General features: G+C 71.5%; 8 protein-coding genes. 6 read left to right on the plus strand and 2 right to left on the minus strand.

Annotated elements, in window-relative coordinates:
• Positions 1-108: 108 nt before the first annotated feature.
• Positions 109-648 carry a DUF2231 domain-containing protein gene (locus ACSHV8_RS22720; protein ID WP_436535763.1) on the minus strand — a complete coding sequence of 180 codons (540 nt, stop codon included), beginning with the start codon at positions 646-648 and terminating at the stop codon, positions 109-111.
• 131 nt (positions 649-779) lie between these two features.
• Between ACSHV8_RS22720 and ACSHV8_RS22725 the strand changes: the two genes are divergently transcribed.
• The 4 genes from ACSHV8_RS22725 (at position 780) to ACSHV8_RS22740 (ending at position 4,709) form a co-directional block, all read left to right on the plus strand.
• On the plus strand, positions 780-1,484 hold the full coding sequence (locus ACSHV8_RS22725; RefSeq protein WP_436535764.1) for a response regulator transcription factor: 705 nt from the start codon (positions 780-782) through the stop codon (positions 1,482-1,484).
• Positions 1,481-2,704, plus strand: a complete 1,224-nt coding sequence (locus tag ACSHV8_RS22730; RefSeq protein WP_436535765.1) for a sensor histidine kinase — start codon at positions 1,481-1,483, stop codon at positions 2,702-2,704. The genes ACSHV8_RS22725 and ACSHV8_RS22730 overlap by 4 nt, the downstream gene beginning before the upstream one ends.
• A gap of 83 nt (positions 2,705-2,787) precedes the next feature.
• Entirely contained in the window at positions 2,788-4,191 is a 1,404-nt protein-coding gene (locus ACSHV8_RS22735) for a ferredoxin reductase family protein (protein ID WP_436535766.1), read from the plus strand.
• Positions 4,192-4,208: 17 nt separating this feature from the next.
• On the plus strand, positions 4,209-4,709 hold the full coding sequence (locus tag ACSHV8_RS22740; protein ID WP_436535767.1) for an FMN-binding protein: 501 nt from the start codon (positions 4,209-4,211) through the stop codon (positions 4,707-4,709).
• A 149-nt stretch (positions 4,710-4,858) separates the two neighbouring features.
• On the opposite strand, the gene ACSHV8_RS22745 is transcribed toward ACSHV8_RS22740, so the two are convergent.
• Positions 4,859-8,770, minus strand: a complete 3,912-nt coding sequence (locus ACSHV8_RS22745; protein WP_436535768.1) for a PAS domain S-box protein — start codon at positions 8,768-8,770, stop codon at positions 4,859-4,861.
• Between the two features lie 86 nt (positions 8,771-8,856).
• On the opposite strand from ACSHV8_RS22745, the gene ACSHV8_RS22750 reads away from it, so the two are divergent.
• On the plus strand, positions 8,857-9,900 hold the full coding sequence (locus tag ACSHV8_RS22750) for an ATP-binding protein (RefSeq protein ID WP_436535769.1): 1,044 nt from the start codon (positions 8,857-8,859) through the stop codon (positions 9,898-9,900).
• On the plus strand, positions 9,897-11,894 hold the full coding sequence (locus ACSHV8_RS22755; RefSeq protein ID WP_436535770.1) for an ATP-binding response regulator: 1,998 nt from the start codon (positions 9,897-9,899) through the stop codon (positions 11,892-11,894). The genes ACSHV8_RS22750 and ACSHV8_RS22755 overlap by 4 nt, the downstream gene beginning before the upstream one ends.
• Positions 11,895-11,933 lie beyond the last annotated feature (39 nt).

The raw sequence follows: 11,933 nt of genomic DNA on the forward strand, positions 1-11,933 counted from the left end.
GAGACCCGGCAGTCCCCCGACCATTCCCCGGGCCGACGACATCGCGCCCACACCGGAGGCCCCGGACAGCCGTTCTGTCCAGGGCCTCCGACCTGTCCCGGCCCCGAGTCAGTCGTGCGGGCCCTCGCCGCCGGGATTCGTCGCGGTGCTGCTGAAACCGTCGGTCCAGGCCGCTTTGGCCCCCGAGTCGCCGATGCGGTACATGCCGTAGACACCGGCCGCGCCGGCGACGACGGCGGCCACCGCGACCACCGCGGTCACGGCCGTCGACAGCGGTGCCAGGTAGGTCCGCCGCCCGGGTGTCTCGCCGGCACCGGTCACGGCCGTGGCCTCCCGATGACGCCACCAGACGAGCAGGGCGAGCACCGCGACGGGGATGGCGTAGTAGATGGCGGTGTCGCCGAGTTCGGTGTGCTCGTGCAGGAGGACGCTGCCGGGAACGCGTCGTTCGAGCCATTCCCCGGCCCCCGTGGTCAGTGGCACGAGAGCGACGACGACCACGGCGAGGAGAGCGTTCGGCCCCGCCAGGCGACGACGGGCGTCCGGCCAGACCGCGGTGAGGACGAGCAGCAGGGCGCTCAGCGGAAGCAGCACGACGACGGCGTGCACCAGCAGGATGTGCGCGGGGAGCCCGTTGATGGTGGACATGCGGGAACCTTCCGGATCGGATCGGGTCGGGACGTGAACGGGACGATCGGTTGCCGCTGCTCGGCCGGCGATCATCAGCCTAGGGATCGGATTCTTGGAGTTTTCCGATTCGGGCGAGGCAGTCTGGGGCGGTGCAGACGACGACCACGGCGGCCTCCGGCGGCGACCAGCAGCCGTACGGCATCCGGATCCTGCTGGTGGAGGACGACCGCGGGCTCGGCGAACTCCTCATCCGTCTGTTCCAGGGGGCGGGCTACGCCTCCGACCTGGCCCGCGACGGTCAGGCCGGGCTCCACCTCGGACTTACTCGTCGCTACGACGTCCTGGTGATCGACCGGGGGTTGCCCGCCATCGAGGGTCTGGAACTGCTGGCCAAGCTGCGACGGGCCGCCGTGGGCACACCGGCGCTGATCCTGACCGCGCTGGGCTCGGTACAGGACCGGGTGGCCGGCCTGGACGGCGGCGCCGAGGACTATCTGGTCAAGCCGTTCGACGTCACGGAACTGCTGGCCCGCGTACGGGTTCTGCTGCGCCGCGACGCCGCTTCGCCGACGACCCTGCCGGTCGGGGCGGCACGGTTCGATCTGGTCACCCGCCGGGTCACCGGGCCGGGCGGCACGATCGCCACCCTGTCCGGTCGCGAGGCCGATCTGCTGCGCATGTTCGCCGAGGCGCCCGGCCGGGTCTTCGGCCGGGCGGCGATCGTCGCCCGGGTCTTTCCCGAAGCGGCCGCCGAGACCCTGGTCGATACGTATGTGCACTACCTACGGCGCAAGCTCGGCCCGGACGTGGTGCACACGGTCCGGGGCGCTGGATACCGGCTGGGAACGTTGTGACGGGCGGCGATCCGGACGGTTTGCTGCTGCGCCGGGCCCGCCGCAGCCTGGCGGCGCAGAACATGGCCGCCGTCGCGCTCATCCTGATGCTGTTCGGGCTGGTGGTGGCCTGGGTGGTCGCGCGCGGGCAGCGAACGGACCTGGAGCGCTCGCTGCTGCACACGGCCGCCACCGAGGAGGATGTCGTCGACCCGCCGGCCGGGAGCTGGATCTTCCGGCTCGATCCGGACGGGAGGCTGACGTCGACCCGGCATGCGCCCCGGACCTTCCCGGACCGGGCCGCCCTGACTCGCGTGCGTTCCGGAGGCGCCGCCGAGAGCACGTCGGTGGACGTCGACGGCACGGACTACCTGGTGGTGACCCAGCGGCAGGACGACGGTGTGGTCCAGGTGGTCGGCAGCCTGGCCACCGGGGAGGCCGAGCGGCATCGGCTGCTGACCGCGCTCGGCCTGGCCGGGCTGGCCGGGCTGGCCGCCGCCGCCGGGGCCGGCACTCTGCTGGCTCGCCGCGCCACCGCCGGGCTGGGCGACGCGCTGGCCCGGCAGCGCCGGTTCGTCGCCGACGCCAGCCACGAGCTGCGCACCCCGGTCACCCAGCTGCACACCCGCGCCCAACTGCTGCGCCAGGACCTTCAGGCCGGTGCGTCACCGGACGAGATGGCCGCCGACGTCGAACAGTTGGTAGCCGGCACCGGGCAGCTCGGTGAGGTGATCGAGGACCTGCTGCTGTCCACGCAGCTGCCGACCGGCGCCGGCCCGGTTGCCGAGGTCGATCTCGGCGTCGCCGCCGCCGTTGTCGTCGCCGCCTTCGCCGCCCGGGCCATCGGCCAGAACGTCGAACTGGCCCTGGACCCCGACCCGGATCGTCCCTCCCTGGTGCACGGGCGTGAGCCGGCGCTTCGCCGAGTGCTCACCGCCCTGGTCGACAACGCGCTGAGTCACACGCCGAGCGGCGGACACGTCACCGTCGAGCTCCGCACGGACGACACGAGGGGCACAGTCGTGGTGTCGGTGCGCGACGACGGTACCGGTTTCGACCCGGCCGATGCCGCGCGCATCTTCGACCGTTTCGCCCGCGGTCACGGCGACCAGCGCCGGTTCGGACTCGGGCTCGCCCTGGCCCGCGAGGTGGTCGCCAGCCACGGCGGCACGATCGAGGCCACCGGCGTGCCCGGTCGCGGTGCCGTGTTCACGGTCCGGCTGCCGGCGGTCCGGCCGTGAGCGGGCGCCGTTCATGGCGGACTCATAGCCGCTTCATAGCCGGGACGCCTCGAATATTCAGCGACGGGTCCGATGGTGGAGGCATGACGATCACCGTGCCGCAGGCCACCGCACCGCCCGGGGTGCTGACCTCACGGCCGGCCCCACGCTGGTGGGGTGACGCGGGCGGCCTGACCGCCGGGCTGAGCCTATTGGTCGTGACCGCGCTCTGGGTCGGCAACGGCGGGATCCAGCAGCTCGGCGGCGGCGGTGCGGACGCGATGTCGGCGGCCGGCCGGCTGACCGGGCTGTGGGCGTCCGACCTTCTGTTGCTCCAGGTGCTGCTGATGGCCCGGGTCCCGCTCGTGGAGCGGGCCTTCGGGCAGGACCGGCTGGCCCGCTGGCACCGTTGGACCGGGTTCACCTCGTTCTGGCTGATGATCGGGCACATCGCCCTGATCACCCTCGGCTACGCGGGCGCCGGGCACGCCAACGCGTTCGCCGAGTTGTGGGACATGATCTGGACGTACCCGGGCATGCTGCTGGCCACGGCCGGTACCGTCGCGCTGATCATGGTGGTTGTCACCTCGATCCGGGCGGCCCGCCGGCGCCTGCGGTACGAGTCCTGGCACCTGATGCACCTCTACGCCTACCTCGGTGTCGGGCTGGCCCTGCCGCACCAGCTGTGGACCGGGGCCGACTTCGTCGGTTCGACCGCGTCGACGGTGTACTGGTGGTCGCTCTACGCCGTCTCGGCCGGGGCCGTCGTCGCGTACCGGATCGCGTTGCCGGCCTGGCGCAACTGGCGGCACCGCCTGGTGGTCAGCCACGTCGTCGCCGAAGGCCCTGGTCTGACCTCGGTGTATCTGTCCGGCCGGGACCTCGGCGCGATGCCGGTCCGGGCCGGCCAGTTCTTCCAGTGGCGGTTCGCCGACGGGCCGGGCTGGACACGGGCCCACCCCTTTTCGCTGTCGGCGACCCCGGACGGGCGGATGCTGCGGATCACCGTGAAGGATCTCGGCGACGGCAGTGCCCGGGTCGCCTCGCTACGGCCGGGCACCCGGGCGCTGATCGAGGGCCCGTACGGAAAGCTCACCGCCGAGACCTACCGCGGCGGGCCGGTGGTGCTGCTGGGCTGCGGGATCGGTGTGACGCCGCTGCTGGCACTGCTCGGTGAGCTCACCTACCGGCCCGGCGAAGCCACCCTGATCTACCGGGCGCGCAGCGAGGCCGAGATCGCCTTCCGCGGCGAGCTCGCGTGGTTCGCGGCCCACCGCGGGGTCCGCCTGGTGTTCCTGACCGGGGTCCGCGCCGACCGGCCGTCCTGGCTGCCGGCCTCCTACGCGGGCCACGCCGACGCCGACGTGCTGCGCCAGGTCGCGCCGGACATCGCGCGGGCCGACGTCTACCTCTGCGGACCGCAGGCGTGGACCGAGGCCGCCCGCGATGCAGCCACGGCGGCCGGAGTTCCGGCCGGGCGGGTGCACACCGAACTCTTCTCCTGGTAAGCGAAAGGCCACCGAGCATGCGACGCATCACCCTCTGGCTCTTCTCCACGGTCGCCGCGCTGGTGCTGTTGTTCAGCTACCGCACCAGCACCAACGGCTCCGCCGAGGCGGCCGGCACGGTCATCACGACACCGGCCACCACGACCGCCCCCACGCCCACCGCCACGGCCACGGCCACGGCCACGGCCGGATCCGACAGCGCGTCACCCACCGCCACCACCACGACCGGCTCGAGCGCCGCCAAGACGTACACCGGGGGCACCGCCTCCACCCGCTGGGGCGACGTCCAGGTCGCCATCACCGTGACCGGCGGGAAGATCACCTCTGTCCAGGTGCCGGTCTTCCCGTCCGAGAACCATCGCGACCAGGAGATCAACGCCTCGGCGCTGCCGATCCTGGTCCAGGAGACCCTTGACGCGCAGAGCGCGAGCATCGACACGGTCTCCGGCGCCACCGTCACCAGCGACGGCTACCTGCAATCGTTGCAGTCCGCGCTGGACGCCGCTCACCTGTCCTGAGGCACGGCTGGTCCGTGGCGCAGCCAGGTCCGGTACAGCTCGTCGACACCCCAGACGATCAGCGGGAACGGAGCGAGGAAAAGCAACTCGGCGGCGGCGATCAGGGGCCGAGGTCCCGCCGGGTGAGGGACATCGACCGGTGCCGTGTCTCAGAGTTGCTCGGCGGGGCTCGTCAGGTCGCTCGTCCAGCGTTCGAGGGCGGCCCGCAGCGCGGTCGTGTCGATGGGTTTGGCCAGGTAGTCGTCCATGCCGGCGGCGAAGCACTGCTCCCGGTCCTCGGCCAGCGCGCCGGCGGTCATGGCGATGATGGGGATGTGCTGGCCGGGGGCCTCGCGGGCGCGCAGCGCGGCGGTGGCCTGGTATCCGTCCATCGTCGGCATGTGGCAGTCCATCAGGATGGCCCGGTACGAGTGGGTCCCGGTCAGGCGCAGGACCTCCTCGCCGTTCTGGGCGAGGTCGCAGTCGAAGCCGAGCAGGTCGAGCAGGTCCTCGGCGACCAGCTGGTTGATCTCGTTGTCCTCGGCCAGCAGGATGCGCACGCGATCACGCGGACCCGGGCCGGGCCGGCCGGTCGTCGTGTCCGGGTCTCCCGGGTCGGTTCCGGGCGTTCGGGCCCCGTTCAGGTAGGCGCGCAGCCGGCGCGGCCCGACCGGCTTGATCAGCAGGTGCGCGCCGAGGTCGGCCAGTGCGGTCGCCTCGGCGCCGCGGTTGGGTGAGGCGAGCAGGGCGAGGTGGCACTCGCCGATGGTGGCGACCGCGCCCATGGCCGCGGTCAGCTGCTCGTCGCCCCGGAGGAGGGATTCGTCGAGGACCACGAGCTCGGGTGCCGGCCGGCCGGCACGGTTGAGTGCTTGCCGACCGTCGGCGGCCTCGGTGACCGTCATGCCCCAGGACCGGGCGTGTTCGACGATGAGACGGCGGCGTACGGGATGCCCGTCGATCACGAGCAGCCGCCGCGAGTCGCCCGTCGGACGGTCGGCCGAACCGGCCGCCACCGTTTCCGGGAGCGGGATCGTGAAGGCGAACATGCTGCCCTGGCCCAGGGTGCTCTGCGCGGTGAGTTCGCCGCCCATCAGTTCGATGAACTGCCGGCTGATCGTCAGGCCGAGCCCGGTCCCGCCGTACTGCCGGCTGGTCGTCGCCTCGGCCTGGACGAACGGTTCGAACAGGCGCGGCAGGTCGTGGGCGGCGATGCCGAGACCGGTGTCGGTGACGGTGAACATGATGGCGTCCGCGGCCGGCTCGGCGCGCAGGATCACCTGCCCCCGCGGGGTGAACTTCACCGCGTTGCCCACCAGGTTGAGCAGGGTCTGCCGCAGGCGCCCGCCGTCGCCGTGCACCGTCTCGGGCAGGTGCGGCGGGTAGTAGCAGATGACGTCCACGTCCTTGCCGCAGGCGGCCTCGGCGGCGATGTCGGTGACGGTGTCCAGAACCTCGACGAGGTCGAAGTCGGCCCGCACGATGGTGATCTTCCCGGCCTCGATCTTGGAGAAGTCCAGGATGTCGTTGATGATGCCGAGCAGGGCCCGGCCCGAGGTGCCGATGGCCTCCGCGTAGCGCAGTTGCTCGGAGTTCAGGGGCGTGTTCAGCAGCAGGCCGGCCAGGCCGATGACGCCGTTCATCGGGGTCCGGATCTCGTGGCTGACCATGGCGACGAACTGGGACTTGAGTTTCGCGGCGGCCAGGGCGTCGTCGCGGGCGCTGGCCAGCGCCTGTTCGACCTCGCGGCGGCGGCTGATGTCGCGGATCGCCCCGGAGATCATGACGCCCTCGTCGGTCTGCAGGGGGGCCAGACTGATCTCGATGGGGAACTCGGTACCGTCGCGGCGCAGCCCGCTCAACTCCATCCCCGAGCCCATGAGCAGGTTGTGCGGGGCGGCGACGTACGCCTTGCGGTGGCGCACGTGCCGGTGGCGAGCGCTCGCGGGCATCAGCTGCTCGACCGACACCCCCACGAGATCGTCGCTCGGGTAGCCGAACAGGCGTCCGGTCTGGTCGTTGGCCAGCACGATCCGTCCCCCGCCGTCCACGATGATCATGGCGTCCGGGGCGGTCTGGACCAGGCGCCGGAATCGCTGCTCGGCGGCGGCGTGCGCGGTGACGTCGCGGGCAATGGAAGCCGCGCCGACGATCGAGCCGTTCCGGTCGCGGATCGGGGAGATGGTCAGGCTGACCCGCAGCCGGCTGCCATCGGCGCGGCGGCGCAGGCTTTCCCGGTGCACGACCGGACCGCCGGCGCGCAGCCCGGCGAGAATCTTCTCGATCTCGTCGAACTGGCCGGGCAGGGTGAGGATGCGGATGGACCGGCCGATCGCCTCGGCGGCCGAGTATCCGTACATCCGCTCGGCCGCGGCGTTCCAGCTGATGATCGTTCCGTCCAGCGTCTTGCCGATCACCGCGTCGTCGGTGCTGTTGACGATCGAGGCCAGGAATGCCTGGTTGTGATCGGCCTCGCGCTGGGCGGTCGTGTCCCGCCCCACGCCGTAGATCATGGCGCCGCCGTCGGCGAGGGTGGCGCTCCAGCTGAGCCAGCAGTAGGAGCCGTCCCGGCACTGGAAACGGTTCTCGAAGTTCGCCAGCCGGACGCCCGCGGCAAGCATCTGACGGGCATCGGCGTAGGTGCGCTCGGCGTCGTCCGGGTGAACGAACTCCAGGTACGGACGGCTCATCAGCTCGCCGAGAGTGAAACCGAGCGTCCGTTCCCAGGCTGGGTTGAGCCGCTGGAAGTAGCCGTCCCGATCGACGATGCACAGCAGGTCCCCGGACATCTCGAAGAAGTGGTCTACCTGGTCGGACATCCGCTGCCGCTCGGCCTCGGCCGCCTTGCGCTCGGTCAGGTCACGGTAGGTCACCAGTCGCATCACCTGCCCGTCCCGGGCCGGAACCGGGCAGACGGTGAGCAACACGTCGACCCGGGTCCCGTCGGCCCGGACGATGCACGTGTCGATCTCCCGGGCTCCCGGCGTGCACAGGGTGGTGTCCATCAGCTCGGCCATCATCGACCGGCGCTCGGGCGGCCACCACGGATACGGCGGCCGCAGACCAAGTACGTCGCTCGCCGCATACCCAGTTATCTCGCACCAGCGTGGGGTCGCGTGCAGGATCTGCCCGTCGGCCGCGGCGGTGAGCACCCCTTCGCGCAGCGAGTCCAGGACACTCCGGATGTAGTCCCGCTCGTCGCGAAGTTTGCGGTCGGCCGCTTCCATGGCCGCGCCGGTCCGCAGGAACAACAGGTACAGGCAGGTGATGACCATGCCGGTCGCGACGGTCACGGCCAGGCCGGAGTCGATCGGTGCGGACGATTGCCCGACCGCGGTCAGCAGCACGGCCGCGATCAGGATCGCGGCCACCGACGGGGCCAGCCTGCGGATGGCCCGCCCGCCCGGGCATCGCCCGGTGAACACGTGGCCGGGCGGCCGGTCCGGGCGGCTGAGCGTGAGTCCGACCCCGAGGGCAAGTAGCGCCGTGCTCGCTGTCCCCGAGGTTCCGGGCAAGGTCGCGCTCCCGGTCTTGATGTAGACCGCGCCGTACAGATCGCCCAGGCTGGCCATGGTCCCGATGAGCAGGACCGCGGGGACCAGCAGCCGGCCGACGAACGTGGTCCGGGTCATCGTCGTGTCCAGCACGACCAGGCACAGGCCCGCGAACAGGAACCCGACCGCCATGTGCAGCGACGGTCGGCCCGGCACCTCGTTGATCGCCCACGTCCGAATCCGGTGCGGGAACAGGACCGTGTCGATCAGGCGGGCGCCCGTGACGTACTCGACGAGGACTGTGGCGGCGGTCGCCGCCACCACGCCACCGGCGGCCCGGCCCAGGCGGTGGATCACCCGGCGGCTCTCGCCCGGCAGGATCAGCAGCAGGCCGGAACCGGCGAGCACGGACTCGGCAGCGGTGATCGGCGGCATCGGCGGCCAGCCGAGGTTCCAGCTCGTAAGGACGGGCGCCCCGGTGGCGTAACCGATCAGTGCGACAACACCGATGGCGACAGCGGACGTGGCGGCGAAAGCCGCGATCCACAACGGCCCACGACCGTGGCCCTCCGGGGCAGTGCCCGCCATGTACCTGATTATCGGTTGTTACCCGGTAAGAAGTGTTTAAGCTGAGAAAAAGGCATATTTGATCTTCGGCGGGGCCGGGGGTGCGCGTGTCCACGACTTCCACAGCGACGGTCACACCGTCGCTGAGCTTTCCCCTGACCGGGCACGCGGTGCTGTCCCTCGACGCCGATGGGAAGGTGACCTCGTACAACGAGGGCGCCCGCCTGCTGTTCGCCCTGGATCCGGCCGCCGGCCGGATCCAGGCAGCCGACGTGTTCGGACCCCCGATCGGCGTACCGGGCGGGGTGCGCACGCTGCTCGACGCCGCACCCGGCCGGCCACCGGCCTGGACCGGCAACCTGACCTGTTCGCGTGGCCCGGTGCGGCCGTTCGTCGTCACCGCCACCGCGACCCGGGACCCGGGCGGCACGCTGACGGTGATCTGCGGGCCGGCGCCGCGACCCGACACCGGGCTGCCCCCGGACCTGGCTCGCCGCATCGGCCACGAACTGCGCAGTTCGATGACCGGGATAGCCGGCCTGGCAGCGATCATGGCCAGACGCACCGACGGCCGGTCCGGTGATCAGCTGCGCCGGCTGGCCCTGATCGAGCAGAACGCCCGCGCCGCCATCACCGTGGTGGACCACGTCGTCGAACTCTCCCAGCTCGAATCCGGGCACATCACGTGCCGCCCCGAGCCGATCGACCCCCGGCCGGTCATCGCCGCCGCGATCGGCCAGTGCACCGCGGCGACGAGAACCACCGCCCGCATCCACGACACGACCACGGCCGACGATCTCGTCGCCTGCACGGACCCGGCCATCGCCCGGCCGATCATCGCCGAACTGATCACCAACGCCCTGGTCGCCGGCGCCGCCACCGAGGTGACGACGAGCGCTTTCGCCCGGGCCGAGACCGTCGTGATCGAGGTCGCCGACAACGGCCTGGGGATTCCCCGAGAGGAACAAACGACAATCTTCGATCCTTTCGTACGTGGTCAATCCGCGCCCGACGGCGCGGCCGGCCTCGGCCTCCACCTGGCCCGGCGGCGCGCCCAGCTGATCGGCGCCGAGCTGGTCGCCCGCAGCGATCCCGGCTCCGGAAGCACCTTCACCCTGATCCTGCCGTCGCCGGCCGGGTTCACCGGATGACGACCGTCCTGATCGTCGACGACCGGGCCACCAACCGTGAGGTGGCCCGCGAGGCCCTGTCCGACGGCGGCTACGAGATCATCGAGGCGTCGGACGGCCGGCAGGCCCTGCAACTGGCCCGGGCCCGGCATCCGGACGTGGTGCTCACCGACATGCTGATGCCCGGCCTGGACGGCTACCAGTTCGCCCAGGAGATGCGCAACAGCCCGGAGACGTCGGGCATCCCGCTCGTGTTCTACACCGCCAACTACAGCCGGGACGAGGTACAGCCGCTCGCCCGGGCCATCGGGGTCAGCCGAATCGTCGAGAAGACCGCTTCACCGGCGGAACTGCTCGACGCCATCGCCGAGGCCCTGCACGAGTCACCCTCGGTCCCGCCCCGGCCGCCCGACCCGCAGACCAGCCAGCACATCGGTGTCCTCAACGCCAAACTGATCGAGAAGACCGGCGAGCTCGCCGAGAGTGAGGCGCGGTTCGCCGCGATGGCCGAGGCCTCGCCGGTCGGCATCCTCATCACCGACCGGCACGGTCACGCGACCTACGTCAACCCGGGCGCCCGCCAGATCACCGGATGCACCGACGACGGCCTGCTCGGGCACGGCTGGCTGGGCTGCCTGGGCATGACGTCGCACGGCGAGGCGGTGGACCGCGGCGACTGCCGCCTGACCCATCCGGACGGCACCGAGCGGCGCCTGACGGTGCTCTCGCGCCCGATCCTCGGCGGGGACGGCACGGCCACCGGATCGGTCGTCACCATCGACGACGTCACCGCCCTGGTCGAAGCCGAGGACCGGCGCCGCCTCGCCGACCTCGACCGGGCCAGCGAGGCCCGGCGGCAGGCCACCGCCCGGTTCGACAGCATGGCCCGGCTGGCCGGCGGGGTCGCCCACGACTTCAACAATCTGCTCAACATCGTCCTGTCCTTCGCCGACTTCATCGACGAGTCGGTCGAAGACGCCCACGACACGGTACTGACCACGGAACGGGCCGACGGCATCCACCAGGACGTCGACCGCATCCGCCAGGCCGGGCGCCGGGCCGCCGACCTCACCCACCAGCTGCTCACGTTCGGCGGCAAGGAGGTGATCAAGCCCGAACCGGTGGACCTGAACGCCGTCGTACGGCAAATTCTGGATCTTGTTCCTCAGCCGGCTGCCGCAGCGGTACAGGTGACCACCGATCTGCCGGACGACCTCAGTGCGGTGAAAGCCGACGCCGCACAGCTCGGTCACGCCCTGATCAACCTGGCCACCAACGCGGTCGAGGCCATGCCGCACGGCGGCCGGCTCCGGATCATCACCGAGAACATCGTTGTGGCGGCGCTGTCCGGCGGCCCGGAGAACCTTGTGCACCTGAGCCTGGCCGACAGCGGGCACGGCATGTCCACCGAGATCCTCGACCAGGCGATGGAACCGTTCTTCACCACCAAACCGAAAGGGGACGGTCCAGGCCTGGGGTTGTCCGCCGCCTACGGCATCGTCCGCCAGTCCGGCGGCCGCCTCGTCCTCGAATCCGAGCCGGGGCGGGGCACCACCGCGCACATCTACCTGCCACCCACACGTCCGGTGGCCGGCCCGCCGGCACCGTCAGCGGCCGGCCCGGGCCCGGCGGGACGTACGGTCCTGGTCGCCGAGGACGAACCGGGGCTGCGCGAGGTGATCGTCCGGATCCTGTCCAAGAACGGATTCCACGTGCTCCCGGCCGCGGACGGTGAGCAGGCCGGGGCGATCGCCCGCGAACACGACGGCCCGATCCACGCCGTCCTGACCGACGTCGTCATGCCGGTGATGAACGGCCGCGAACTGGCCGCCGTGCTCGCCGTCACCCGGCCCGGCGTCCCCATCCTGTTCATGTCCGGCTATGCCGAACCGCTGATGAACGAGCAGGGCCTCATCGAGACCGACGCCATCGTCCTGAACAAACCCTTCACCCGCGACGAACTGCTGGCCGCCATGCGCCGGACCCTGGCCGCGACCTCACCCTCCGCCGGGTAGGTCCCGGGTGGGCCGGGACCTACGGCCCTGACCGTCGCG

The organism is Actinoplanes sp. HUAS TT8, from assembly GCF_051380535.1.
Classification (GTDB): Bacteria; Actinomycetota; Actinomycetes; order Mycobacteriales; family Micromonosporaceae; genus Actinoplanes.

What these genes read in the sequence shown, in the direction of transcription:
- ACSHV8_RS22720 (WP_436535763.1), bottom strand. Translation starts at nt 648, where the DNA reads ATGTCCACCATCAACGGGCTCCCCGCGCACATCCTGCTGGTGCACGCC.
- ACSHV8_RS22735 (WP_436535766.1), top strand. Translation starts at nt 2,788, where the DNA reads ATGACGATCACCGTGCCGCAGGCCACCGCACCGCCCGGGGTGCTGACC.
- ACSHV8_RS22740 (WP_436535767.1), top strand. Translation starts at nt 4,209, where the DNA reads ATGCGACGCATCACCCTCTGGCTCTTCTCCACGGTCGCCGCGCTGGTG.
- ACSHV8_RS22745 (WP_436535768.1), bottom strand. Translation starts at nt 8,770, where the DNA reads ATGGCGGGCACTGCCCCGGAGGGCCACGGTCGTGGGCCGTTGTGGATC.
- ACSHV8_RS22755 (WP_436535770.1), top strand. Translation starts at nt 9,897, where the DNA reads ATGACGACCGTCCTGATCGTCGACGACCGGGCCACCAACCGTGAGGTG.